Origin of the sequence: Microterricola gilva (assembly GCF_004217495.1) — a bacterium.
Classification (GTDB): Bacteria; Actinomycetota; Actinomycetes; order Actinomycetales; family Microbacteriaceae; genus Microterricola; species Microterricola gilva.
Genome location: NZ_SHLC01000001.1, coordinates 622,064 through 645,849, shown reverse-complemented (window position 1 = coordinate 645,849; position 23,786 = coordinate 622,064). Strand labels below are relative to the sequence as shown.

At 69.2% G+C, this 23,786-nt stretch carries 23 protein-coding genes and 1 riboswitch; of the genes, 12 read left to right on the top strand and 11 right to left on the bottom strand.

Translation table 11 applies throughout. The annotated features are described in order from the left end of the window. Positions 1-102: 102 nt before the first annotated feature. Positions 103-552 (bottom strand): DUF2269 family protein, encoded by a 450-nt coding sequence (locus EV379_RS02875; protein WP_130504817.1) that lies wholly within the window; start codon positions 550-552, stop codon positions 103-105. Positions 553-787: 235 nt separating this feature from the next. Between EV379_RS02875 and EV379_RS02870 the strand changes: the two genes are divergently transcribed. Together EV379_RS02870 and EV379_RS02865 are read left to right on the top strand one after the other, a co-directional pair. Further along, positions 788-2,176, top strand: a complete 1,389-nt coding sequence (locus EV379_RS02870) for an MFS transporter (RefSeq protein WP_130504816.1) — start codon at positions 788-790, stop codon at positions 2,174-2,176. A 183-nt stretch (positions 2,177-2,359) separates the two neighbouring features. Beyond that, positions 2,360-4,246, top strand: coding sequence for an ABC transporter ATP-binding protein (locus EV379_RS02865; RefSeq protein WP_130507255.1), 1,887 nt, complete (start codon positions 2,360-2,362; stop codon positions 4,244-4,246). Here EV379_RS02865 and EV379_RS02860 read toward each other — a convergent pair. Beyond that, positions 4,243-4,725, bottom strand: a complete 483-nt coding sequence (locus tag EV379_RS02860; RefSeq protein WP_130504815.1) for a YbaK/EbsC family protein — start codon at positions 4,723-4,725, stop codon at positions 4,243-4,245. The genes EV379_RS02865 and EV379_RS02860 overlap by 4 nt on opposite strands. A 50-nt stretch (positions 4,726-4,775) precedes the next feature. Here EV379_RS02860 and EV379_RS02855 point away from each other — a divergent pair, with 50 nt between their 5' ends. Then, positions 4,776-5,312 carry a gamma carbonic anhydrase family protein gene (locus EV379_RS02855; protein ID WP_130504814.1) on the top strand — a complete coding sequence of 179 codons (537 nt, stop codon included), beginning with the start codon at positions 4,776-4,778 and terminating at the stop codon, positions 5,310-5,312. Between the two features lie 38 nt (positions 5,313-5,350). Here EV379_RS02855 and EV379_RS02850 read toward each other — a convergent pair whose 3' ends face one another. Both EV379_RS02850 and EV379_RS02845 read right to left on the bottom strand, forming a co-directional pair. Continuing rightward, on the bottom strand, positions 5,351-6,706 hold the full coding sequence (locus EV379_RS02850; protein ID WP_130504813.1) for an FAD-dependent oxidoreductase: 1,356 nt from the start codon (positions 6,704-6,706) through the stop codon (positions 5,351-5,353). Then, on the bottom strand, positions 6,703-7,131 hold the full coding sequence (locus tag EV379_RS02845) for an arsenate reductase ArsC (protein ID WP_130504812.1): 429 nt from the start codon (positions 7,129-7,131) through the stop codon (positions 6,703-6,705). The genes EV379_RS02850 and EV379_RS02845 overlap by 4 nt, the downstream gene beginning before the upstream one ends. Before the next feature lie 57 nt (positions 7,132-7,188). Here EV379_RS02845 and EV379_RS02840 point away from each other — a divergent pair, with 57 nt between their 5' ends. Next, complete coding sequence (locus EV379_RS02840) at positions 7,189-7,539, top strand: ArsR/SmtB family transcription factor (protein WP_130504811.1); 351 nt, start codon at positions 7,189-7,191, stop codon at positions 7,537-7,539. Between the two features lie 92 nt (positions 7,540-7,631). On the opposite strand, the gene EV379_RS02835 is transcribed toward EV379_RS02840, so the two are convergent. After that, positions 7,632-8,519, bottom strand: a complete 888-nt coding sequence (locus EV379_RS02835) for a bifunctional methylenetetrahydrofolate dehydrogenase/methenyltetrahydrofolate cyclohydrolase (protein WP_130504810.1) — start codon at positions 8,517-8,519, stop codon at positions 7,632-7,634. Then, positions 8,519-9,796 carry a serine hydroxymethyltransferase gene (gene glyA / locus EV379_RS02830; RefSeq protein WP_130504809.1) on the bottom strand — a complete coding sequence of 426 codons (1,278 nt, stop codon included), beginning with the start codon at positions 9,794-9,796 and terminating at the stop codon, positions 8,519-8,521. The genes EV379_RS02835 and glyA overlap by 1 nt, the downstream gene beginning before the upstream one ends. 92 nt (positions 9,797-9,888) lie before the next feature. Continuing rightward, positions 9,889-9,972, bottom strand: a riboswitch (ZMP/ZTP riboswitch). An 87-nt stretch (positions 9,973-10,059) separates the two neighbouring features. Between glyA and EV379_RS02825 the strand changes: the two genes are divergently transcribed. Beyond that, positions 10,060-11,589, top strand: a complete 1,530-nt coding sequence (locus tag EV379_RS02825) for a beta-N-acetylhexosaminidase (protein WP_207226184.1) — start codon at positions 10,060-10,062, stop codon at positions 11,587-11,589. Between the two features lie 98 nt (positions 11,590-11,687). Here EV379_RS02825 and EV379_RS17115 read toward each other — a convergent pair whose 3' ends face one another. Further along, a complete protein-coding gene (locus EV379_RS17115) occupies positions 11,688-11,897 on the bottom strand; it encodes a DUF559 domain-containing protein (RefSeq protein ID WP_165397273.1) in 210 nt (69 codons plus the stop codon). Between the two features lie 876 nt (positions 11,898-12,773). Next, complete coding sequence (locus EV379_RS02815; RefSeq protein WP_130504807.1) at positions 12,774-13,625, bottom strand: phytanoyl-CoA dioxygenase family protein; 852 nt, start codon at positions 13,623-13,625, stop codon at positions 12,774-12,776. A gap of 96 nt (positions 13,626-13,721) precedes the next feature. Between EV379_RS02815 and EV379_RS02810 the strand changes: the two genes are divergently transcribed. After that, a complete protein-coding gene (locus EV379_RS02810) occupies positions 13,722-14,558 on the top strand; it encodes an AraC family transcriptional regulator (protein WP_165397272.1) in 837 nt (278 codons plus the stop codon). Positions 14,559-14,560: 2 nt separating this feature from the next. Here EV379_RS02810 and EV379_RS02805 read toward each other — a convergent pair whose 3' ends face one another. Genes EV379_RS02805 through EV379_RS02795 form a run of 3 tightly spaced genes read right to left on the bottom strand, consistent with a single transcriptional unit; the run spans position 14,561 to position 17,729 of the window. Continuing rightward, positions 14,561-15,481, bottom strand: coding sequence for a carbohydrate ABC transporter permease (locus tag EV379_RS02805; protein WP_242616203.1), 921 nt, complete (start codon positions 15,479-15,481; stop codon positions 14,561-14,563). A 2-nt stretch (positions 15,482-15,483) separates the two neighbouring features. Further along, positions 15,484-16,434 carry a carbohydrate ABC transporter permease gene (locus tag EV379_RS02800; protein ID WP_130504805.1) on the bottom strand — a complete coding sequence of 317 codons (951 nt, stop codon included), beginning with the start codon at positions 16,432-16,434 and terminating at the stop codon, positions 15,484-15,486. 41 nt (positions 16,435-16,475) lie between these two features. Continuing rightward, a complete protein-coding gene (locus EV379_RS02795) occupies positions 16,476-17,729 on the bottom strand; it encodes an extracellular solute-binding protein (RefSeq protein WP_130504804.1) in 1,254 nt (417 codons plus the stop codon). A gap of 370 nt (positions 17,730-18,099) precedes the next feature. Here EV379_RS02795 and EV379_RS02790 point away from each other — a divergent pair, with 370 nt between their 5' ends. From EV379_RS02790 to nagA, 6 genes are read left to right on the top strand one after another with little or no spacing between them, the layout of a single operon-like run. After that, positions 18,100-19,002 (top strand): SIS domain-containing protein, encoded by a 903-nt coding sequence (locus EV379_RS02790; protein WP_130504803.1) that lies wholly within the window; start codon positions 18,100-18,102, stop codon positions 19,000-19,002. Then, complete coding sequence (locus tag EV379_RS02785) at positions 18,999-19,961, top strand: ROK family protein (RefSeq protein ID WP_278044015.1); 963 nt, start codon at positions 18,999-19,001, stop codon at positions 19,959-19,961. Before EV379_RS02790 ends, EV379_RS02785 begins: the two co-directional genes overlap by 4 nt. Next, complete coding sequence (locus tag EV379_RS02780) at positions 19,958-20,950, top strand: 1-phosphofructokinase family hexose kinase (protein ID WP_130504802.1); 993 nt, start codon at positions 19,958-19,960, stop codon at positions 20,948-20,950. Before EV379_RS02785 ends, EV379_RS02780 begins: the two co-directional genes overlap by 4 nt. Further along, positions 20,947-21,819 carry a class II fructose-bisphosphate aldolase gene (locus EV379_RS02775; RefSeq protein WP_130504801.1) on the top strand — a complete coding sequence of 291 codons (873 nt, stop codon included), beginning with the start codon at positions 20,947-20,949 and terminating at the stop codon, positions 21,817-21,819. The genes EV379_RS02780 and EV379_RS02775 overlap by 4 nt, the downstream gene beginning before the upstream one ends. After that, positions 21,816-22,604 (top strand): DeoR/GlpR family DNA-binding transcription regulator, encoded by a 789-nt coding sequence (locus tag EV379_RS02770; RefSeq protein ID WP_120254614.1) that lies wholly within the window; start codon positions 21,816-21,818, stop codon positions 22,602-22,604. Before EV379_RS02775 ends, EV379_RS02770 begins: the two co-directional genes overlap by 4 nt. Continuing rightward, on the top strand, positions 22,601-23,761 hold the full coding sequence (gene nagA, locus EV379_RS02765) for an N-acetylglucosamine-6-phosphate deacetylase (protein ID WP_130504800.1): 1,161 nt from the start codon (positions 22,601-22,603) through the stop codon (positions 23,759-23,761). Before EV379_RS02770 ends, nagA begins: the two co-directional genes overlap by 4 nt. Positions 23,762-23,786: the final 25 nt, after the last annotated feature.

Here is a 23,786-nt window from a genome sequence, read left to right as displayed (position 1 = left end):
CAGGCTCAATCAACGAGTCAGACAGGATCAATCGACGAAGCCCTGAGCGTTTCAGCGAAACGCCCAGGGCTTCGTTCGTCGGCGCGAGCCGGCGTGATGGTGTTACGGCTTCCAGACCATGAGGACGGTGACGGCGACGAGCAGAAGCGCAACGACGCCACTGCCAGCGGCGATTGCCGGGTACTTGACCGGTGCGGCAGCGGTGGTCGTGCCGTCGTTCGCCTGCAGCGCCTCAGCGGCCTTGCGCATGGTCGGGACGACGACGAACAGCGAGATGCCGAGCGCGACCAGGTAGAGGATGATCGACCAGAGGACCCACGGGGTGGTGACGGACAGGTCGTACTTCGGGTCTGACATGCCCATGACGCCGAAGCCGAACACGACGACGATCAGCGAGAGCAGGCTCATCAGGTTGGTGGACTTGGCCAGCACCGCGACCTGGGCGCCGTTTCCCGCACGGACAGCACGCATGGCGGTCATGGGCAGGATGGCCATCGGGCCGACGATGAAGACGGCACTGACGACGTGCAAAATGCTGAACAGAGTATCCATATCCCCAGCCTAGTCAGCGGCCGGGTTGAAACAATCAGTCTTTCGATGGGTTCCGGCCCGGATCACGGCCGGTTCGGCGTTGAACCCCGCGTAGGCTTGATTGGTTGCCACAAGCGACACCTCTCGCCTCACCACCGTGGCCCCGTGCGCCCGATCGACGCTCACACCCCGTGGATTCGCATTTCCGCGCCACTGATCTCTGCACCATTGGCGCGCCCATCGGAGCTTTTCACGCATGTCTGCACCATCCCCGTCCCCCACCCCTCAGGCCCCACCGGCCGCATCGAGCTCGTCGGCGCCGGCTAACCCGCGCAGCCGGGTGATCCTCGCCAGTCTCATCGGCACGACGATCGAGTTCTACGACTTCTACGTCTACGCCACGGCCGCCGTGCTCGTCTTCCCCCACCTCTTCTTCCCCGCCGGCGACGCGACGACAGCACTCCTGCAGTCCTTCGCCGTCTTCGGCGCCGCGATGGTCGCGCGCCCCATCGGCGCCGTCATCTTCGGCCACCTCGGCGACAAGCACGGCCGCAAGGCCACCCTCGTCGGGGCCCTGCTCACAATGGGTATCGCGACCTTCGCGATCGGCCTGTTGCCGACCTATCTCATGGTGGGGTGGCTCGCCCCGCTGCTGCTTGTGATCCTGCGCATCGCCCAGGGCTTCGCGCTCGGAGGCGAGTGGTCGGGTGCAGCGCTCGTCGCCACCGAGAACGCGCCGAAGGGCAAGCGTGCGTGGTACGGCACCTTCCCCCAACTCGGTGCGCCGATCGGCTTCATCATCGCGAACGGCCTGTTCCTGATCATCGCGGCCGCCCTCCCGTCTGACGACCCGTCGATGCCGTCGGAGGCGTTCCTCGAGTGGGGTTGGCGAATCCCGTTCCTGTTCTCGGTCGTGATGGTCATTGTCGGCCTCTGGGTGCGTCTGCGCCTCGTCGAGTCGACCGCGTTCTCGTCGGCATCCGCGGCGGGCAAGCTCACCAAGCTGCCGCTGGCCACCGTGTTCCAGAAGCACTGGCGCCAGCTGGTGCTCGGCACCTTCTTCATGCTCGCGACCTACGTGCTGTTCTACCTGATGACGACGTTCTCGCTCAGCTACGGCCGTTCGCCGGTGACCCCGGAGGACCCGACCGTGCAGCCGGGTCTCGGCTACTCGTACAACACCTTCGTGCTCATGCTCATCGCAGGCGTCGTGTTCTTCGGCATCTTCACCCTCATCTCCGGCCCGCTCGCCGACAGGTGGGGCCGCCGCAAGACGCTGATCTGGGTGACGCTCGGCATCATCGTCTTCGGCCTGCTCTGGGTGCCGCTGCTCGGGGCGGGCACCGTCGGGGTCATGGCCTGGCTCGTGATCGGGTTCTCGCTGATGGGTCTCACCTTCGGCCCGATGGGCGCGCTGCTGCCCGAGCTGTTCCCGACCAACGTGCGCTACACCGGCTCCGGCATCAGCTACAACGTGTCGTCGATCCTCGGCGCGGCCGTCGCGCCGTTCATCGCGGTCGCGCTGTGGAGTGCCGGCGATGGCAGCCCGTTCTGGGTCGGCGTGTACCTCGCCGTCATGGCCGTGCTCACCCTGATCGCGCTGATCCTGTCCACGGAGACCAAGGACGTCGACATCGACGCCTGACCCTGCTCGCGGCCAGCCTTTTCACAGGCCAGCCGGCCGGATGCCACGCGCCACTGAAATAGAGTTGAGCGCGTGGCATCCGTCGTTTGAGAGGCAGCAGTGAGCAGCACAACAAGGCCGACAGCATCCGGGCCGGCAGCACCGAATCAGGCAACGCCGAAACAGGCAACGCCGAAGCAGGCCGTGACGTCGGCGACGCCGGGCCGTCGCGGTTTCGGCCGCAGGGGCGCAGCGGTCGAAACGGGCCCGCGCGCGAAGTTCAGCCAGCTGCTGCCGTATCTGTTCGAGCACAAGGCCGTGCTGAGCGTCGTGGTCGTGCTCAGCATTCTCGGCGCGGCCGCGAGCCTCGCCCAGCCGCTGCTCGTCGGCAAACTGATCGAGGTCGTGCAGGCCGGCCAGCCGCTCGGCATGCTGGTGTGGGCGCTCGTCGCCCTCGTCGTCATCGCCGCGCTCATCAGCGGCTACCAGCACTACCTGTTGCAGCGCACCGGTGAGGGCGTCGTGCTCTCCAGCCGCCGCCAGCTCGTCGCCCGCATGCTGCACCTGCCCATCGCCGAGTTCGACACGCGCCGGACCGGCGACCTCGTCTCGCGCGTCGGCAGCGACACCACCCTGCTCCGCGCGGTGCTCACCCAGGGCCTCGTCGACGCCGTCGGCGGCGTGCTGACCTTCGTCGGCGCGCTCATCGCGATGCTCATCATCGACCCCGTGCTTCTCGGCCTCACCCTGCTCGTGATCGTGATCTCGATCGTGACCGTCGTCCTGCTCTCTGCCCGCATCCGGGTCGCCAGCCAGCAGGCGCAGACCAAGGTCGGCGACCTGGCCGCCAGCGTCGAGCGCGCCATCAGCGCCGTTCGCACCGTTCGGGCGTCCAACGCCACCGACCGCGAGATCGCGGCCGTCTCCGACGAAGCCAAGGGGGCATGGGAGGCCGGCATCCGGGTCGCCAGCATCTCGGCGCTCGTCGTGCCCGTCGCCGGCATCGCGATGCAGGTGTCGCTGCTCGTCGTGCTCGGTGTCGGCGGCTTCCGTGTCGCCAGCGGCGCCATCTCGGTGGCCGACCTCGTCGCGTTCATCCTGTTCCTGTTCATGCTGATCATGCCGCTCGGCACGGCGTTCGGGGCCATCACCTCCGTCAACGCGGCGCTCGGCGCGCTCGGGCGGATCCAGGAGATCATCGAGCTCCCCACCGAGTCCGCGAACGACCGCGAGATCGCCCCGCTCGCCGGCGTCTCGCCCGACGAGCTCAGAGCGCTGCTGGCGACGGATGACAGCGCGCTCGAGTTCGACGACGTGCACTTCGCCTACGCGCTCAACGACTCAGATGAGGCTGACCCCGCCAACGAGAGCGTCGACGAGCACCAGCCCGAGGGCAACGTCACCGACCGGCAGCCGGTGTTGCACGGCGTCTCCTTCGCCGCCCCGCGCGGCAAGCGCACCGCCCTGGTCGGCCCGTCCGGAGCGGGCAAGAGCACGATCCTGGCGTTGATCGAGCGGTTCTATGACCCGAGCGTCGGTGTGGTGCGGCTGGCGGGCCTCGACATCCGCGGGCTCTCGCGTACCGAGCTGCGCGCGCAGATCGGCTACGTCGAGCAGGATGCGCCCGTGCTGGCCGGCACCCTGCGCGAGAACCTCAAGCTGGCGACACCGGATGCCAGCGACGAGGAGTGCGAGCGGGTGCTCCGCGCCGTCAACCTCGGCGAGGTGCTCGAGCGCAACCCGCTCGGACTCGGCGCCCCGGTCGGCGAGGACGGGGTGATGCTCTCCGGTGGCGAACGGCAGCGCCTCGCCATCGCGCGGGCCCTGCTGGCTGCTCCCCCGATCCTGCTGCTGGACGAGTCGACGTCGAGCCTCGACGGCGTGAACGAGCAGATGATGCGCGCCGCGATCGATGCCGTCGCGGAGGGGCGCACGCTCATCGTGATCGCGCACCGGCTCTCGACGGTCGTCGACAGCGACCAGATCGTGGTGCTCGACCACGGCGAGGTCGTCGGAGTCGGCACCCACTCGGAGCTCGTGCAGTCCACCCCGCTCTACAAGGAGCTCGCCAAGCACCAGCTCCTGGTCTAGGCGGGCGGTTCGACCGCCGTCGGCGTTCCCCCCGTGACCCGCAGCAGCTCGTCGTAGCTCGTCGCGAACACGGTGTGGGCGTGTCCGGCCGCGGCCCAGACGACGTCGTAACCGGCCAACGCGGTGTCGACCAGTGTGCGCACGGGGGCCGGGTGCCCGAGCGGTGCGACACCACCGATCACCTGACCCGTCGCCTCCTTCACGGTCTCCTTGCTCGCCCGCGCGATGTGGCCGCCCAGCTGCTCGCCGAGCCACGCGGTGTCGACGCGGTGCGCGCCGGAGGTGAGCACGAGCAGCGGCTCGCCGTCGAGCGTGAAGACCAGCGAGTTCGCGATCTGTCCAAGTTCGATGCCGATGGCGTCCGCAGCGGCCTGCGCGGTCGGCGTCGCCTCGTCGAACCAGCGGATCTCCGGCGTGACTCCGTGCGCGGCCAGCGCCTCGCGCACGCGGTCGACGGCGGGGTGTTCTGTGTTGACCATTCCCCGATCCTAGAGGCGTGGGCGGCCGGGTCGGCGGTTAGGCTGTCGGCATGAAGATCGATCCCCTGGCCAAGGTGCTCACCCTCAACGGCATTCCCGCACCGGATGTCGCAGACTCCGCCTTCGTCGCGGCCGGTGCCGTGCTCGTCGGCCGCGTGATCCTGGCCGAGGATTCGAGTGTCTGGTACAACGCGGTGTTGCGGGCGGAGCATGAGCCGATCGTGATCGGCGAGGGCTCGAACCTGCAGGACAATGTGTCCTGCCACGTCGATGCCGGCTTCCCGCTCACCGTTGGGCGCAACGTCTCGGTCGGCCACGGCGCCGTGCTGCACGGCTGCACGGTCGAGGACGACTGCCTCATCGGCATGTCGTCGACGGTGCTGAACGGCGCCGTCATCGGCGCGGGCTCGCTCGTTGCGGCCGGCGCCGTCGTGCTCGAGGGCACCATCGTTCCGCCCGGCTCGCTCGTCGCCGGCGTGCCGGCGAAGGTGCGGCGGGAGCTGACGGAGGCCGAGCGGGACGGCATCCGCAGCAACGCGGCCGGCTACCTGCGCCACGTCGAGCTGCACACGACCGCCGTCGACTGAGACACCCGCTGATCGAGTCTGTCGAAATCTGTTGGGTTTCAGGGCCTGCTGAGGCTCAGCTCGACCCGCACGGGCGCCGGATCGGCGCAGCAAGCATCGCCGCCCGCATCACCGGCATCGTCCGTGTTGCACACCCCGGTCTCGGGAAGCACGAGCTGCACGAGGCGCGCGGACTCGTGGTCCCCGGCGAGGCGCGCCACCACCGAGCGCACCTGCTCGTAGCCGGTGGCCAGCAGGAAGGTCGGCGCGCGGCCGTAGCTCTTCATGCCGACGATGTAGACGTCGCCCTCCGGATGCCGCAGTTCGGCCTCCCCGTGCGCGGGAACGCTGCCGCAGCTGTGCAGATTCGGGTCGATCAGCGGCGCGAGGGCTCGCGGAGCCTCGACGATGTCGTCGAGCTCGATGCGCAGCTCCCTGAGCACGCCGAGATCCGGCCGGAAGCCCGTCGCGGCGACGAGCCGATCGACGTCGAGCGTGACGGGCTCCCCCGCCCGCCTGCCGTGGACGCGCAGCGCGCCGTCCAGCTCCTCGAGCGCGGTGATGCCGAAGCGCTCGTGCAGGGTGATGGCCCCGCTCTCGACGAGCCGCCGCAGCCGCGAACCGATCGCGCCGCGTGCCGGCAGCTCGTCGGCGTCCGATCCGTAGCTGCGCGCGGCCGATGCGCCGCGAATCACCCAGTGCAGTCGCGTCTCCGGCTCGTCCCTCGCGAGGGTCGCCAGGGCGAGGAGCGTGTTCGTCGCTGAGTGGCCGGAGCCGACCACCGCGACAGAGCGACCCGCGAACCGCGCACGGGCCGGCCCGAGCACGTCGGGCATCGCCGTCTCGAGCAGCGCGGACACCCCGTCCGCCTCGCTGCCGAGCGGCGGCAGGCCCCCTGCACCGATCGGGTTCGGCGTTCGCCAGGTGCCGGAGGCATCGATCACGGCCCGGGCGGCGAGCTCCTCGACGACGCCGTCCGCGTCGCGCACGCGCAGCACGAAGGGCGAGCGGTCACGGCGGCGCGAGCGCGTCTTGTCCGCGCCGTCCCTGGTGACGGCGAGCACCTCGGTGTTCAGCCGCAGCGCGGCGGCGATGGCGGGCAGCGCGGCGAGCGGTTCGAGGTAGTCGGACACGAGCTCGTGGCCGAACGGCAGCGCCGCGGCATCCGGGGCCGGCCAGCCCGTCGCCTCGAGCAGGCGCACCGCTGCGGAATCGGTGACGATGCTCCACGGGGAGAAGAGGCGCACGTGCGCCCACTCGCGCACGGCGGCCGCGACGGTCGCGCCGGCCTCCAGCAGCACGAAGGACTCGCCGCGCTCGATCAGGTGTGCAGCGGCGGCCAGACCGACCGGGCCGGCACCGATGACGACGATCGGCAGTCGCGCGCGGTCTGCGGCCGCTCCGGCGACGCTCATACGGCACCCCCGGCCGGAAGGAGTTCGCCGAGCAGCGCCTCGATGCGGGCCTTGATGTCGTCGCGGATGGGGCGAACGGCGTCGATGCCCTGCCCGGCTGGGTCGTCGAGTTCCCAGTCCTCGTAGCGCTTGCCGGGGAAGATCGGGCAGACGTCGCCGCAGCCCATGGTGATCACGACGTCGGATTCCCGCACGGCGTCGACAGTCAGCACCTTCGGCTGTTCGCCGGCGATGTCGATTCCCAGCTCGGCCATGGCCTCGATCGCGGTGGGATTGATCTGATCGGCGGGCAGGGAGCCGGCTGAGAGCACGGTGACGCCTCCGCCGGACAGCTCGCGCAGGAAGCCGGCGGCCATCTGTGAGCGCCCTGCGTTGTGCACGCAGACGAAGAGCACGGTCGGATTCTGCGGGATGTCAACGTTCATGAGAGCAATCACACTTCATCCATCGACGTTTGTCAATATAGACGCTAATCTATGTATATGACGTCGATCGAGCTGCTGCCCCTGCGCGATGTGAGCGAGAGCTGTGCTCCGCAGATCGTCGATGCGATCACCTCCGAGGCCGCAGATGGTCTCGCCCGCCAGCTCAAGGCGCTGGCCGATCCGACGCGGCTGCGGCTCGTCTCGATGGTCGCGGCACATCCGGCGGCCGAGGCGTGCGTGTGCGATCTGCAGGAGCCGCTCGGCCTGAGCCAGCCGACCGTGTCCCACCACCTCAAGACCCTTGTCGATGCCGGCTTCCTGCACCGCGAGAAGCGCGGGACGTGGGCCTACTACTCACTGGTGCCCCGCGCCCTCGATCGCGTCGCCGGATTGATCACGACCGTCTGAGCCGCGTCGCCCCACCGGGCGACCGAACGACGGATGCCGCGTGCGCCGGCCTGAGGCTGGCGCACGCGGCATCCGGTGCAACGCGTTGTTCGTCAGTGCGAGCGCAGGCGCCTCTCGGCGGCCTGCACGACGTTGCTCAGCAGCATCGCACGGGTCATCGGGCCGACCCCGCCCGGGTTCGGCGAGAGGTGACCGGCGACGGCGGCGACGGCCGGGTCGATGTCGCCCGTGAGCTTGCCCTTGCCCGTCTCCTCGTCGTGCACGCGCGTGATCCCGACGTCGAGCACCGCTGCGCCCGGCTTGATCCAGTCGGGCTTGATCAGGTGCGGAACACCGACGGCGGCCACGACGATGTCGGCCCGGCGCACCTCGGCGGCCAGGTCGACCGTGCGGGAGTGCGTGAGCGTGACGGTCGCGTCGATGCCCTTGCGGGTGAACAGCAGGCCGAGCGGCCGGCCGACGGTGAGACCGCGGCCGACGACGACGACGTGCCTGCCCTGCATCGGCACGTCGTAGCGGCGCAGGATCTCGACGATGCCTGCAGGGGTGCACGGCAGCGGTGAGTCCATGGCGCCGTCGACACCGAGCACGAGCCGACCGAGGTTGGTCGGGTGCAGGCCGTCGGCGTCCTTGGCCGGGTCGATGAGCTCGAGCATGGCGTTCTCGTTGTGCCCGGCGGGCAGCGGCAACTGGATGATGTAGCCGGTCACCTCCCGCGCCGAGTTGAGATCGGCGATAGCCCGCTTCACATCGGCAGTGGTCGCCGAGCTCGGCAGGTCGACGCGAATCGACTCGATGCCGACCTCGGCACAGTCACGGTGCTTGCCCGCGACGTAGCTGCGCGAGCCGGGGTCGTCGCCGACGAGAAGCGTGCCGAGCCCCGGCACGACGCCATCGGATCGGAGCGCGGCGATGCGGTCGGCCAGCTCGCCCTTGATGGCGGATGCCGTCGCGACGCCGTCCAGTGTGATGGCCGTCATTACTGCTGCAGTCCCGGGTAGAGCGGGAACGCGTCGGTGAGCGTCTTCACGCGGGCGCGGAGAGCGTTGATGTCGGCGTCCGGCTTCAGCGTCTCGGCGATGACGTCGGCGACCTCGGTGAACTCGACATCGCCGAATCCGCGCGTGGCGAGGGCCGGCGTGCCGATGCGCAGGCCGGAGGTGATCATCGGCGGACGCGGGTCGAACGGCACCGAGTTGCGGTTGACCGTGATGCCGACGGCGTGCAGCGCGTCCTCGGCCTGCTGTCCGTCGATCGGCGAGTTGCGGAGGTCAGCGAGCACGAGGTGCACATCGGTTCCACCGGTGAGCACGTCGACGCCGGCGGCGCGGGAGTCATCGGCGACGAGTCGCTCGGCCAGGATGCGTGCGCCGCTGAGGGTGCGGGCCTGGCGGTCGGCGAACTCGGGCTGTGCTGCGAGCAGGAAGGCGGTGGCCTTGGCCGCGATCACGTGCATGAGCGGTCCGCCCTGCTGGCCGGGGAAGACGTTGGAGTTGAGCTTCTTGGCCAGCTCCATGTCGCGGGAGAGGATGAGGCCGGAGCGCGGGCCGGCGAGCGTCTTGTGCACGGTCGTCGAGACGACATCCGCGAAGGGGACGGGCGAGGGGTGCAGGCCGGCGGCGACGAGGCCGGCGAAGTGCGCCATGTCGACCCAGAGCTTGGCGCCGACCTCATCGGCGATGGCGCGGAACGCGGCGAAGTCGAGCTGGCGCGGGTAGGCCGACCAGCCGGCGATGATGACCTGCGGGCGGTGCTCGAGAGCCTTGTCGCGCACGACGTTCATGTCGACGAGGAAGGTCTCGGGGTCGACGCCGTAGGAGACGGCGTTGTAGAGCTTGCCGGAGAAGTTGAGCTTCATGCCGTGGGTGAGGTGGCCACCGTGGGCCAGCTCAAGGCCGAGGATGGTGTCACCGGGGGTGGCGATCGCGCTCAGCACGGCGGCGTTGGCCGTCGCGCCCGAGTGCGGCTGCACGTTGGCGTACTCGGCACCGAACAGGCTCTTGGCGCGCGAGATCGCGAGCGACTCGGCGATGTCGACGTACTCGCAGCCGCCGTAGTAGCGACGGCCGGGGTAGCCCTCGGCGTACTTGTTGGTGAGAACCGAACCCTGCGACTGCAGAACCGAGACGGGAACGAAGTTCTCGCTCGCGATCATCTCGAGGTAGTCGCGCTGGCGGCCGAGCTCCTGCTCGAGCACGGCGGCGATCTCGGGGTCAACGACCTCGAGGGGCTGGTTGAACGTAGACGGTACAGACACTGGCAACTCCTTGAGAGGGGTACCGGTTCAGGGTCCTGAACACGGTGAACGAGCGGATGCTTGTATCTCGCTGAACGCAGGGCAAAGCGAGTCGTCGTGGCCCAGGCGTGCGGCCACTAACCGTGTCAGTCGCTCCCCGATGGTGAACCATCCGAACGCCAGTTGCGACCCATTCAGCCTAGTCGCTCGCCCGGTCGGCCGAAACCCTGCGAGCACGCTCCGCTCACTTGCGCAGTAGTAAGGAACCCTGCCAGACTCGCGGGATGTCCAGCATCTCAGTTGTGCCGGCGCCGGTCTCGCTGACCGAGCGAGCCGGTGACCCGTTCCGCCTCGACGCCGCCAGCGCGATCCACGCGCGCGGGGAGGCCGCGGCCGTCGGCGACTACCTGGCCGGGCTGCTGCGGCCGCGGACGGGGTTCGCGCTGCCGGTTGGCTCCGACGAGGTGGATGCCGCCGGCATCCGTCTCACGATCGAGCCGGACTCGGCGGATCCCGATGGCTACACGCTGCTGAGCGGCCCCGACGGCGTCACGATCACCGCGGCGAGCGCCGCCGGTCTCTTCCACGGCGTGCAGACGCTGCGCCAGCTCTTCCCCGCCCCGATCGAGGCGCCGCTCGCGGGCGACACCGACGTCGTCGGCGTGGACTGGGCGGTGCCAGCCGTGCACATCACCGATGCACCCCGCTTCGCCTATCGCGGTGCGATGCTCGACGTTGCCCGCAACGTGTTCTCCGTCGCCGACGTCAAGCGCTACATCGACGCGATCGCGCTGCTCAAGCTCAACCACCTGCACCTGCACCTCAGCGACGACCAGGGCTGGCGCCTGCAGATCGACAGCTGGCCGCGCCTCACCGAGATCGGCGGATCCACCTCGGTGCTCGGCGGCGGGGGCTTCTTCACGAAGGCCGACTACGCCGAGATCGTCGAGTACGCGGCCGGTCGCTTCGTCACGATCGTGCCGGAGATCGACCTGCCCGGTCACACGAACGCCGCGCTCGCCAGTTATGCGGAGCTCAACATCGGCGGCGTCGCCACCTCGACGTACCGGGGCATCGAGGTGGGCATGAGCACCGTCGACACCACCGCGGAGGCCACGTGGCGCTTCGTCGACGACGTCGTGCGCGAGCTGGCGGAGATGACACCCGGCCCGTACCTGCACCTCGGCGGGGACGAGTCCCTCACCCTCAGCGCAGAGGACTTCGCGCGTTTCGTCGCCCGCGCCAGCCGTGTCGGCGCGGCCAGCGGCAAGACGGTGATCGGCTGGCACGAGATGGGCCAGTCGGGCGATCTGGCGCCCGGCACCATCGGGCAGTACTGGGACTACCTCGTGCCGCGGGCCGACGCGGCCGCGCACACGCTGAGCTTCGTCGAGCAGGGCGGCAGCGTCATCCTTTCCCCCGCCGACGTCAGCTACCTCGACATCCACTACCCAGACAGCGACCGCCTCGGCCAGGACTGGGCCGACGGCCCCACCTCGGTCGAGCAGGCGTACTCGTGGGATCCGGCCGCAATCGTGCCCGGCTTGGCGGAGGAGGCGGTGCTCGGCGTCGAGGCGGCGATCTGGACCGAGACCATGCTGGGCATGGGAGACGTCGAGTTCATGGCGTTCCCGCGCATCGTCGCGGTCGCCGAGATCGCCTGGTCGCCCGCCCCGTTCGGCACGCCTGGCGCCGCCCCGGATGCCGCAGAGCGTAGCTTCGCGGAGTTCTCGCCCCGCCTCACGGCGTTCGCGGAGCGGCTCGACGCACTCGGCATCCGCTACCACCGCACCGCGGAGCTCGCCTGGCGGTAGCCCCGCCGCCCCGCCGCCGCCCAGCCGCCGCCCCGCCGTTTGTAAGGATTTCGCGGGCTCGCAAGGACGTTTCCGCTGATTCAGTCCCTGGAACCGCACTATCTCCTTGCGCGGGCGTCAACGAGATGCAGCCGCTGTGCGAGAGCGCGCAGGATTTCGGCCTCGACGCGTGGCCACTCGAACAAGATCTCCTTGTAGTCGTAGCGGAACACCGTGTAGCCCCGAAGCGTGAGCAGGCGATCGTGCGCGATGTCGGAGCGCCGCTGCTCGGCAGTGGAGTGGAAGCCGAAGCCGTCGATCTGCAGCACGAGTCGATCCCCGATGAGTCCGTCGACGCGGTGCCCTCCAACAGGATCTGCTGCGCGACATGGATGCCGCTCGCCGCGAGTCTCACGACGGGCAACGTCTCGAGCCCTGAGTCGGCAAGCCCGGAGCACACCGCCTGCACGGCTCGGGCCGCCGCGCTCCGCAGATGTAGCCGCGTCAGTGCCGCCTCGCTGACCCGCCGCTGATTCAGTGCGGAATCCCACACCACGAGGGCATTCTCGAACGGCTGACACTCGGCGATGTGCACGAGCGCGTTCTCGATGGGCTCGACGAGGGCGAAGCGCGTCAGCGGTATCGGCCCTTCGCCCCAGTGAAGGCGGACACCTCTCGACGCTGGCACCACCGCGTTGCGCGCCACGCTGACGTGTTCCAGCCCGTCGTCCAGGTGCCACAGGCCGAGTCTCTTCGCGACGCCGAGACAGGCAACGCGCCCGCCGAGCCCCGCCGCCAATCGCACATCGTGCGGTGCTGTCGACATGGCGAGCCAGTCACGCCGGATGCGGGAACAGACTCCGCTGTCGACGCTCGCGCGGATCGCGTAGCGGGTGAAGCCCGCAGCGAGCGCCTGTCTTGTGTGCGCGATCCCGTTGTGCTGTGCCAGCCAGTAGCCGAGTTCCATGCCAGCAGTCTTGCCGCCGGCATCCGCCATGGCCCCTGTCTCCTTCCGAGCTGTGGACAGCGACTGCACCCGCCGCAACTGTGCACAACACACGTCTCCGGCCGCGCACGCCGCAATCGACTCCGGCCGCGCACGCCGCAATAAGGACAAAGTGAGGTTGCAAGGCCCCAATGCCGCGGGGCGTCATTGCCAACTCACTATGTCCTTGCAATCCGTGCCGAGGAGGGGCGCCGGGCGGTCAGAGACCGTCGTCGTCGTGCCAGTGCTCCTGCCAGCGCCAGTCGATGGGCTCGCCGGCGCGCTGGTAGCGGATGTCGGTCGAGAGCCGCATGCGGCCGCCCGTGTCGGTGTTGTCGAGGCTCGCGTGCACGATGTGGGCCGAGTGCACCATGACGTCGCCCGCCGTGTAGTCGGTGATCAGCCAGCGGGTGTCGTGGCGTTCGGCCAGTCCGGGCAGATCGGCAGTGATGGACGCCGCCGGTCTGCCGAGCCGACCCTCGCGCTCCTCAGCCAGCACCCAGCGGTGGCTGCCCTCGAGATAGACGAGGCCGCCGAGGCCGAGCGGGATGTCACCGAGCGGGATCCACATCGAGAGCACCCTGTCGCTGCCCTCCCGCAGGTAGACGAGGTCGTAGTGGGCCTGCGTCGCCGTGCCGATCCCGCGCTCGTCCGGCGCGATGTGCCTGATGATCTTGCGCCGGTGCAGGTGCACGTCGTCGTTGAAGAACCAGGCGAACCACTCGGCGATGAGCGGGTTCCCGCACAGCGCCTCGTACTCGGCGCTCGGCACGATCGAGTCGAAGAGCGTCTCGCGGTAGGCGCCACGATCGAGCGGCCCACCGCCCGCAATGCCGTCGACGGGGTCGCTGCCCGGCTGGACCAGCCCGGTGTGCGCCAGCGCCGCGAAGTAGTAGCGGCGGAACTCGACGACGAGCGCGGGGTCGAGGTGCCCGCTGAGGTAGAGGTAGCCGTCGCGGCGCAGGCGGTCCCAGAGCGCATCGCGGTCAGTGCGCTCCGCCTTCGGAACCGGTTGCAGGCGGGCGAGCCGCTCGGGAGTCTCAGCAAGGACATAGCCGTTGGACGTGAACATGCAGCAACTCTGACGGGCCACGCGCCCCGGATCCATGCACATCGCTACACTGTGACTTGGATTCTTCTGACGACCACGTCACGACAGGGAGCACCGGTGGACGACTGGGCCGAGTACACCAATCCGCTCGGTGTTCTCCGTGATTTCGGGCTCAGCTGCCTGGGGGCCGGCGAACAGGCGGACGCCACCGCCGGCTTCGAGAGTCGCCACTTGGATTCCCATGCGCTCGTGATCATCACGAGCGGCTCCGGCAGCTACCGCGATCGGCGCACCGGAGCGGCCGGCATCGCCGTGCACGCCCCGGCCATCCTGTCGATCACGCCCGGCACCGAGCACGGCTATGCCCCGGATGCCGCAGGCTGGAGCGAGAGCTGGCTGCTCGTCACGGGCAGCGGCGTGCAGCCGTACACGCGGCTCGGGCTGTTCGACCGGACGCGCCCGGTGCTGCCGCTGCGGGAACTGCCTGCACTCGGCACCGAGTTCGCCGAGCTGCGCGCGGCGCTCGGTGCGGCCGACCCGATCGCGCCGTTCGCGGCATCCGCGCTCTGCCACCGGATTCTCGTGGCCGTCGCCGCGTCGATCCGGCCCGCTGACCCGACGGCGGCCGCCGCGCGCGCGACCGCCGCCTTCGTCGAGTCCGCGACCCTCGAGATCTCGATGGACGAGCGCGCACGCCGGCTCGGCCTCGGCATCGCCGAACTGCGCGAGGCGGTGCGCACGGTGACGGGGAGCACACCGATCGAGCTGCTCGTGCAGTCCCGCATCCGCATGGCCCGGCAGCTCCTGGTCGACACGGAGCTGCCGGTCTCCCGCATCGCCGAGCTCGTCGGCTACGCGGATGCCGCCTACTTCAGCCGCCTGTTCGCGCGGCGAACCGGGGTCTCCCCCAGCCGCCACCGCGCCCAGTTCACGCGCGGGCGGACCACCGCATAGCGCTACTTCACGCTGCCTGCTGTGAGCCCGCCGACGAGGCGCTTCTCGATCAGCATGAACAGCACGACGACGGGGATGATCGCCACGATCGAGACGCCGAAGACGTACTGCCAGCTCGTCTCGTACTGCCCGACGAACTTGGTCAGTGCGACGGAGAGCGGCTGGTTGCCCGCGGTGGAGAGGATCACGAGCGATGCCGCGAACTCGTTCCAGCAGGCGACGAAGGTGAAGACGATCGCCGTGACGATGCCGGGCCAGACGAGGGGCAGGTTGATCCTGAACAGCACGGTCAGTCGGCCGGCGCCGTCGATCTGCGCCGCCTCATCGACCTCCTTCGGGATGCCGGCGAAGAAGCTGTGCATGATCCACACCGCGAACGAGAGGTTGAACGCGGCGTTCACGAGGATCATGGCCAGCCAGGTGTCGGAGAGCCCGAGGGTGACGAACTGCCGGAACAGACCGGATGTCAGCACGGCCGGCTGCAGCATCTGGGTGACGATCACCAGGAAGAGGAAGATCATGCGACCGGGGAAGCGAGCCCTCGCCGTGTAGTAGGCGGCCGGCAGCGCGACGAGCAGCACCAGCAACGTCGCGAACACCGAGATGACGATCGTCGAGATGAGGTTCTGCACCAGCGGGGTCTCCGGTGTCGACCACATGGTGATGTAGTTGTCCCAGTGCCACTCCGTCGGGAAGTAGGTCGGGTCGACGGAGCGGATCTCCGACTTGGACTTGACCGAGCCGAAGAACATGATGACGTACGGCAGGATGAAGATCAGCAGCACGGCGAGACCAGCGGCCATGCGCCAGGCGACACGGCCGGCCGAGACCTGGTCTTCCGTGTAGCGGCGCTTGCGCGTGATCGGCGGGCGGGAGGCGTTCTGCGTCTCTGACGCGCGGTCCGGCGTGGTTGTTGCAGTCACGATCAGACCTCCTTCATGGGCTTGACGACCTTGACGTAGATCGCCACGATCACGATCACGATCACGAATGCGACGACGCTCAGCGCACTGGCGACATCGATCTTGTGCTGGTTCTGGATGTATTTGAAGATCATCGTCATGATGGTGTCGGCGTCGTAGCCGGGTATCGATCCCGTCATCACCTTGAGGATGGGGAGCGAGTTGAACACGTTGATGATGTTGATCAGCACGGCGACGGCGAGCGCCCCGCGCAGCTGAGGCAGCACGATGCTGAAGTAGGTGCGAGAAGGGCTTGCGCCGTCCATCTTCGCCGCCTCGATGGCGTCGCCGGGAATCGTCTGCAGCCCGGCGAGGATCGTGTAGGTCGTGAACGGCAGCGACACGAAGACGGCGATCACGATCGACCAGGCGAACGCCGTGTCGGCGTTCCTGGTCCAGCCGTAGCCCTCCGGGGTGTCGATGAGGCCGATGTCCACGAGGAACTTGTTGATGATTCCGAAGTACGGCTCGAGCCCGTAGTAGACGACCATCGTCGTCATGACGACGGATGCCGCCCACGGCACGATCACGGCGAGACGCACCAGCTGGCGACCCGGAAAAGCCTTGTTGAGCAGCTGGGCGAGTCCGAGCGAGATCAGCACGGTCAGCACGACGACGGCGACCACCCAGACGATGGTGCGGCCGAAGATCGGCCAGAAGTAGGCGAAGTTGAAGACCTCGAGGTAGTTGGCGAAGCCGACGGAGCCCTTGTCGACCCCGCTCTGGCTGATGTCACGCGTGGAGTTGAAGAACATGACGCCGGCGGGGAAGAACACCACTCCGACGATCAGTATCAGTACGGGACCGATCCACGGCAGCGCCGCCACCAGGTCCTTGCCGCCCGCCCCGGCGCGGGGGCGGCCGGTGGCCGCCCCCGCGGGGATCGATGTTTTCTTGTGTGTTGCGTTGCTCATGTCACTGCCTTCATCGATCCCACGGGTGTTGGTTCTGTCGCCTAGCCGGCGTCGGACTGAGCCTGGATCTCCTGGAGAACCGTCGCGGCGTCCTTGCCCTGTGCGAGCTGGCCGAAGAGCGCCTTGAACGCGGCGTCGGTGGCCGACCAGTTGGGGTTCGTGCTCGGGTAGAACTGTGCGGCGGGCAGCGCGTCGAGGAAGGGCTTGAGCGCCTCCTCGCCGTTCAGCGCCTCTGCACCGGACTTGGTGGTGGGCAGGAAGCCCTCCGTCTGCACCCACGGCACGTAGACATCGGGCGAGAAGTAGTAGTCGAAGAACTTCGTGATCGCTTCCTGCTTCTTGCCGTCGTTCTTGAACGCCATCAGGTGGTCGGCGACGCCGACGGTCAGCGCGCTGCCGTCCTTGGTGGGGATCGGGGCGATCGTGTAGTTCAGGTCCGGGTTGCCGTCCGCGATCTGTCCGACTGTCGGCGGGAGGCCGACCTGCATGCCGATCTTGCCCTGGACGAAGATGTCCATCAGCGGGCTGCGGTCGGTCGAGCCGGCGTCGGCCTGCGTCGCGCCCTCTGAAACCATCTTCTGGATGAACTCGGCGCCCACGAGGTTCTCGGGGGTGTCGATCGTGATCTCCTGCGCGTCACCGAAGGTGCCGCCGCCGCCCCACAGCCACACGGCTGCCTCGGCCTGTGCCTCTTCCGAACCGAGCGGCATGCCGTAGCCGGCAACACCGTTGCCGAGCGCCGAGACCTTCTTGGCCGACTCGAGGAGCTCGTCCCAGGTGGTGGGGATCGTCGCGCCGGCCTGCTCGAGCAGGTCGTTGTTGACGAAGAGCGCGCGTGCGGAGGCGATCAGCGGGAGGCCGTACGCCGTGCCGTCGACCGAGGCGTTCTTGATGAAGGTGTCCTGGAAGTCCGAATAGGTGTCGGGCGAGACGACCTCTTCGGTCGTGTAGAGCAGGTCATCCGCTGCGAAGCCGGCGAATGGACCACCGTTGTAGATGTCGGGAGCCTGGCCGCCGGAGACCTTGGTGGTGATGACCGAGTCAAGGTTGTCCCACGACTGAACCTCGAGCTTGACGTCGATGTCGGGGTTCGCCTCTTCGAACCCTGCGATGACGTCTTCCCAGAGGCCCTGGGTGTTGTCGGAGTAGCTCGGGACGAGAAGGTTGAGCGTCGTGCCGGAGCCGCTGCTGTCACCGCCCTCGTTCGAACCGCCGCCGAATCCGCAGGATGCGAGCGTCATGGTGGCCAGTGCCGCGGTGGCGACCATGGCACCGACGCGCAGAGTCTTCTTCATAGTGCTTCCTCACTCTTGTTGGGATGCTCTGTCGCCGAAGGACCATCACGCGACAGTGCGTTTCGCCGGAAACATTGGATCGAGCGTGCTCGTCTGATGTTTCGTGACTGTTTCATCCTGTAAACAATCAAGACCGTTCACTGGGTGATCGAAATCATTACTCGCAATGGCCGCCCCGTCAACACCTCGTCCGAATCGTTACCGGGTGTTTATAAACCGTCCTTACAAATCAGCTTTCTGGAAAGAACCCTGCATTTCGAGCGTTGAACTGATCACTTGACAGCAGATAGAGTCAGAAGCAATCATTTTGAGTGTCATCGTGAGCACATCGTCGAGGCGGCTGCTCAGGCGCAACCTTCGAGGAGATCCCATGCCCCAGAGCACCCCCGCACAGACCGAACACATGGCCCTCGAGCTGGCGTCGCAGCCAGAGGTCTGGGCACGCGCCGTCGCGCTCACCGCCGAGCAGGCGCTGCTCCCCGCCGCGGGCCAGAAGGTCGCCATCGTCGGCTGCGGCACCTCGTGGTTCATGGCGCAGGCATACTCCGAACTGCGTGAGCGGGCCGGCCTCGGCCTGACCGATGCCTATGCGGCATCCGAGGCCTTCGTCGACCGCGACTACGACGCGATCATCGCTCTCACCCGCTCCGGCACCACCACGGAGGTGCTCGAGCTGGTGAACGCCCAGCGCGGCAAGAAGCGCATCATCGGAATCGTCGGCGACGTCAACTCGCCGTTCGTCGACAACGTCGATGACCTCGTGAAGCTGCCGTTCGCCGACGAGCAGTCGGTCGTGCAGACCCGCTTCGCCACCACGGCCCTGGCATTCCTGCGCGCATCCCTCGGCGAGAACCTCGACGCCGCGATCGCCGACGCGCAGACCGCCGTAGACGCCGAGCTCGACGAGGAACTCCTCACCGCAGAGCAGTACAGCTTCCTCGGCCGCGGCTGGACCGTCGGCCTCGCCCACGAGGCCGGCCTCAAGATGCGCGAGGCATCGCAGTCCTGGACCGAGTCGTACCCCGCCATGGAGTACCGTCACGGCCCGATCGCGATCGCCGCACCCGGCCGCGTCACCTGGATGTTCGGCGAGGCCCCCGTCGGCCTGGCGGCGGATGTCGCCCGCACCGGCGCGCGCTTCGAGAACAGCTCGCTCGACCCGCTTGCCGACCTCATCCGCGCGCAGCGCGTCTCGCTCGAGCGTGCCCGCGCCAAGGGCCTGAACGCCGACCAGCCGCGCAACCTCACGCGATCTGTCATTCTGGGCGCGTGATCACACTGAACTCCCCGCTTCCGCTCGGTCACGGCGACGCCGTGCTCGCCTTCGACGTCGGCGGCACCGACATGAAGTCGGCACTGTTCGCCGGCGATGGCACGATGCTCGGTCTCACGCGCACCCCGACGCCGCTCGCCGGCGCCGAGACGCCGCAGGCCGTCGTCGCGGTCGCCCGCGAGATCGCTGCCGGCTACGCCGCGCGCTTTCCCGAGGTGACACCGCGCGCGGCCGGCATCCTCGTGCCAGGGCTCGTCGACGACGAGAACGGGATCGGGGTGTTCTCCAGCAACCTCGGATGGCGTGACGCGCCGTTCAGGCAACTCGGCGAGGCCGGCCTCGGCATGCCGGTGGCGTTCAGCCACGATGTGCGCGGCGCAGGCGAGGCGGAGTTCCGGCTCGGCGCGGCACGCGGGGCGCTGGATGCCGCGGTCCTCGTGATCGGCACCGGCATCGCCGGCGCGTTCTTCATCGACGGCAAACCGCACCTCGCGGGCGGCTACGCCGGCGAGATCGGGCACTCGATCGTCATCCCCGACGGCCCAGAATGCCCGTGCGGCGGCCGCGGCCACCTCGAGATGCTGGCATCCGCCGGCGCCATCGTGCGCCGCTACGCGGAGCTGAGCGGCGAGACGCTCGACGGCGCCCGCGCCGTGCTGCAGCGCGCCCAGGCCGGAGACGCGACCGCCCAGGCCGTGTGGGACGGCGCGGTGTACGCCCTCGCCCTCGGCATCAGCCAGGTCGTCACGATCATCGCACCAGAGGTCGTGGTGCTCGGCGGTGGGCTGGCCCAGGCCGGCCCAGCGCTCTTCGAACCGCTGGAGCGGACCCTCGACGGCATGCTCACTTTCCACCGCCGGCCCCGCCTGATCGGCGCCCAGATCGGAGAGGACGCCGGCCTCCTCGGCGCCGCGCTGCGGGCACGGGACCTCTCCGCCACGACGGAGCACGGCGCATGATCCTGACCGTCACCCCGAACGCGGCACTCGACCTGACCTGGTGGGTGGACCGCATCGAGCCAGGCGCGACGCACCGCGTGCCGAGCGGCATGGCGCGCGCTGGCGGCAAGAGCCTGAACGTTGCGCGCGTCGCCCACCAGCAGGGCGCGGCGGTGCTCGCCATCGCCACGGCGGGCGGAACCACGGGCGCAGAGCTCGAGCTCGAGCTGCGCGCAAGCGGCCTGCCCCACGAACTCGTCCCCGTCGCGGCGAGCACCAGGCGCTCCCTGGCCCTCTACGACGCCGGCAACGACGAGACGAGCATCTTCAACGAGTTCGGTGAGAACCACAGCGACGCCGAGTGGCGGCTGCTGCTCGACGCCGTCGACGCTGCATCGCTCGATGCCAGCTGCCTGGTCGGATCCGGCAGCCTGCCGCCCCGCTCCGACGCTGCGAGCTACGACAGCGACGACTTCTACCCCACGCTCGTCCGGATGGCCGCGGCCCGCGGCATCCCGAGCGTCATCGACACGTCAGGCAGTGCACTGCTCGCGGCGGCCGACGCCGGCGCAACCGTGCTGAAGCCCAACCGCGAGGAACTCATCGCCGCGACCGACATCGGCGACCCGATCCGGGCAGCACGCTCCCTGATCGCCCGCGGGGCCGGCCTCGTGCTGCTCTCGCTCGGCAGCGCCGGCATGATCGCCGTCGGCAGCGGCGACGAGTACCTCAGCGCGCGCCTGCCTGAACCCCTCGTCGGCAACCCGACCGGCGCGGGCGACGCCGCCGTCGCCGCCGTCGCGAGCTGCTTCGCCGAGGCCGCGAGCGCCGAGGGACTCGGCGCCGGCACGCCCGGCACCGAGGAGATCCTGCGCCGCGCCACCGCCTGGTCCGCCGCGGCCGTCCTCATGCCGCTGGCCGGCGAGATCTCGCCGCTGCACGCCGAACTGGCCGAGCGGCTCATCATCGAACGCCACACGATCCCGCACGCGACAGAGAGCACACCATGACGCTGACCCCCACCCGCACCCTGATGTCGGATGCCGCGGCCGGCGGCACCGGGATCGGCGCGTTCAACGTGATCCACCTCGAGACTGCCGAAGCCCTGGTCGCCGCCGCGGAGCGGGCCGGCCTCCCCGTCATCCTGCAGATCTCGGAGAACTGCGCCGGCTACCACGGCGCTCTCGAACCGATCGCACTGGCCACGCTCGCCATCGCGCGGGCCTCAAGCGCCCCTGTCGCCGTGCACCTCGACCACGCGGAGGACGAGTCACTCGCCTACGCCGCGATCGAGCTCGGCTTCGGATCGGTGATGTACGACGGGGCTCACCTCCCCTACGAGCAGAACGTCGAGATCACGGCCAGGGTCACCGAGAGGGCCCATGCGGCCGGCGTCTACGTCGAGGCCGAACTCGGCAAGGTCGGCGGAAAGGATGGCGCCCACGCGCCGGGAGTGCGGACCGATCCGGCCGAGGCAGCGAGCTTCGTCGCCGCGACGGGTGTCGATGCCCTCGCCGTCGCCGTCGGGTCATCGCACGCCATGACGGAGCGCTCCGCGAGCCTCGACACCGAGCTCATCGCCCGGCTGCACTCCGCGCTCGCCGTTCCGCTCGTGTTGCACGGTTCATCCGGCGCCTCCGACGCGCAGATCCAGGCCGCGATCCGCGCCGGCATGACCAAGATCAACGTGTCCACCCACCTCAACGGCCACTTCACCGCGGCCGTGCGCGAGGCGTTGACCGCGAACCCAGCGCTCGTGGATTCCCGCAAGTACGTTGCGCCGGGGCGCACGGCGGTCACCGGCGAGGCCGCCAGGCTGCTTGAATTGTTCGCGTTGCGCCCGTCGACGGGCGCAACAACCGAGGGGGGAACACCGTGAATCGAGCCGAACGGCTCAATGCCGTGCTGGACCTGCTCGCCGACACCGGTCAGGTTGAGGTCGACGAGATCGTCAGCAAGCTCGCCGTCTCACCGGCCACGGCGAGACGCGATCTCGACACCCTCGCGGAGCAGCAGCTCCTCACCCGCACCCGCGGCGGCGCGGTCGGCCAGACCGTCGCCTACGACCTGCCGCTGCGCTACAAGCACCAGCAGAACGCGGACAGCAAGGTGATGATCGCCCAGTACGCGAGTGCGATGACGCCGCGCGGCGCCGTCGTCGGCCTCTGCGGAGGCACGACGTCGACGGCCATCGCCTCAGCGCTCGGCGCCCGCGCCGACTTGATGGAGGCCGGCCCGCACGCCAACCTCACCGTCGTGACCAATGCGATCAACATCGCCGCCCAGCTGGCGATGCGCCCGCAGATCAAGACGGTCGTCACCGGCGGCGTCGTCCACTCCCGCTCCTACGAGCTCGTCGGCGGCTACGCCGACGTCGTCCTCAACAGCATCGCGCTCGACATCGCTTTCATCGGAGTCAACGGGATCGACCCCGTCCTCGGGCCGACAGCGCACGACGAGCGCGAGGCGAACGTCAACCGGCTCATGGCCACCAGGGCCGCCCGCGCGGTTCTCGTCGCCGATTCCAGCAAGATCGGCAAGAAGGCGTTCGCCACGATGGGCGACGCCCGGCTGTTCGGAACGCTCATCACCGACACCGGGATCACGCCGGAGCAGCGCGCCGCCTTGACCGAGCACGGATATGACGTGATCATCGCCGAGTGAGTACTGCAACCGTTGTCATCCATTCCGCCCGCCTCGTCAGCGGAGGCTCCATCATGCGTGATGCGTGGGTGGCCTTCTCCGGCCCGCTCGTCCTCGCCGTCGGCGCGGCAGACGGCTGGCGTGAGCTGGCCGGGCCGCAGACAGCCGTCACCGACGCCGGCGGCCACTGGCTGACGCCGGGATTCGTCGACATCCACTGTCACGGCGCAGGCGGCGCCGCCTTCGACGACGGCGCCGAGGGCATCCGCACCGGCCTCGCCGTGCACCGCGCGCACGGCACCACCCGCTCCGTCATCTCGCTCGTCACGAACACGCGCGCCAACCTCCTCGAGAGCCTCAGCGTCATCGCGGGGCTCGCCGCAACCGACCCGCTCGTGCTCGGCTCGCACCTGGAGGGCCCCTTCCTCGACCTCGAGTTCAAGGGAGCGCACAACGAGAGCCTGCTGCGGCAAGCGGATGCCGGCGAGCTCGACGCCATGCTCGACGCCGCGGCCGGCACCCTCCGCCAGATCACACTGGCGCCTGAGCTGCCCGGGGCGACCGCCGCGATCGGCCGTTTCGTCGACGCCGGCGTGGCCGTGGCCGTCGGCCACACCGCGGCCGACTACGAGCAGAGCCGCGCCGCCTTCGACGCCGGTGCCAGCATTCTGACGCATGCCTTCAATGGCATGCGTGGCATCCACCACCGCGCACCCGGCCCCGTGGCCGCGGCGACGCACACGCCGGGGGTCACCCTCGAAGTGATCAACGACGGTACCCACGTGCACCCAGAGGTCGTGCGCATGGCCTTCGCGTCGGCCCCCGGCCGCATCGCCCTCATCACCGACGCCATGGCCGCGACCGGCTCGGCCGACGGCGAGTACATGCTCGGAGCGCTCGCCGTCACTGTGCAGGGCGGCGTCGCCCGACTCGTCGAGGGCGGATCGATCGCCGGCTCGACACTGACGCTCGACGACGCCGTGCGCCGCGCGGTGAACGAGGTCGGTGTCGACATGGCGACCGCAATCGACGCCGTCACCGCCGTGCCGGCCCGCACGATCGGGCGCGCTGCCGATCTCGGTGCCCTGGCCGTCGGTTTCGCGGCAGACGCCGTCATCATGCGCGACGATTTCTCCGTCGCGGCGGTCTGGGCGAACGGTACGCCGCTCCCCGCCTGATCCCGGTGGTCGAGGGGCGCCGGGC

Excerpts from the sequence above, each read along its gene's own strand:
- EV379_RS02875 (WP_130504817.1), bottom strand. The coding sequence starts at position 552 with ATGGATACTCTGTTCAGCATTTTGCACGTCGTCAGTGCCGTCTTCATC.
- EV379_RS02870 (WP_130504816.1), top strand. The coding sequence starts at position 788 with ATGTCTGCACCATCCCCGTCCCCCACCCCTCAGGCCCCACCGGCCGCA.
- EV379_RS02860 (WP_130504815.1), bottom strand. The coding sequence starts at position 4,725 with ATGGTCAACACAGAACACCCCGCCGTCGACCGCGTGCGCGAGGCGCTG.
- EV379_RS02855 (WP_130504814.1), top strand. The coding sequence starts at position 4,776 with ATGAAGATCGATCCCCTGGCCAAGGTGCTCACCCTCAACGGCATTCCC.
- EV379_RS02850 (WP_130504813.1), bottom strand. The coding sequence starts at position 6,706 with ATGAGCGTCGCCGGAGCGGCCGCAGACCGCGCGCGACTGCCGATCGTC.
- EV379_RS02845 (WP_130504812.1), bottom strand. The coding sequence starts at position 7,131 with ATGAACGTTGACATCCCGCAGAATCCGACCGTGCTCTTCGTCTGCGTG.
- EV379_RS02840 (WP_130504811.1), top strand. The coding sequence starts at position 7,189 with ATGACGTCGATCGAGCTGCTGCCCCTGCGCGATGTGAGCGAGAGCTGT.
- EV379_RS02835 (WP_130504810.1), bottom strand. The coding sequence starts at position 8,519 with ATGACGGCCATCACACTGGACGGCGTCGCGACGGCATCCGCCATCAAG.
- EV379_RS02825 (WP_207226184.1), top strand. The coding sequence starts at position 10,060 with ATGTCCAGCATCTCAGTTGTGCCGGCGCCGGTCTCGCTGACCGAGCGA.
- EV379_RS02815 (WP_130504807.1), bottom strand. The coding sequence starts at position 13,625 with ATGTTCACGTCCAACGGCTATGTCCTTGCTGAGACTCCCGAGCGGCTC.
- EV379_RS02800 (WP_130504805.1), bottom strand. The coding sequence starts at position 16,434 with ATGAGCAACGCAACACACAAGAAAACATCGATCCCCGCGGGGGCGGCC.
- EV379_RS02795 (WP_130504804.1), bottom strand. The coding sequence starts at position 17,729 with ATGAAGAAGACTCTGCGCGTCGGTGCCATGGTCGCCACCGCGGCACTG.
- EV379_RS02790 (WP_130504803.1), top strand. The coding sequence starts at position 18,100 with ATGCCCCAGAGCACCCCCGCACAGACCGAACACATGGCCCTCGAGCTG.
- EV379_RS02780 (WP_130504802.1), top strand. The coding sequence starts at position 19,958 with ATGATCCTGACCGTCACCCCGAACGCGGCACTCGACCTGACCTGGTGG.
- EV379_RS02775 (WP_130504801.1), top strand. The coding sequence starts at position 20,947 with ATGACGCTGACCCCCACCCGCACCCTGATGTCGGATGCCGCGGCCGGC.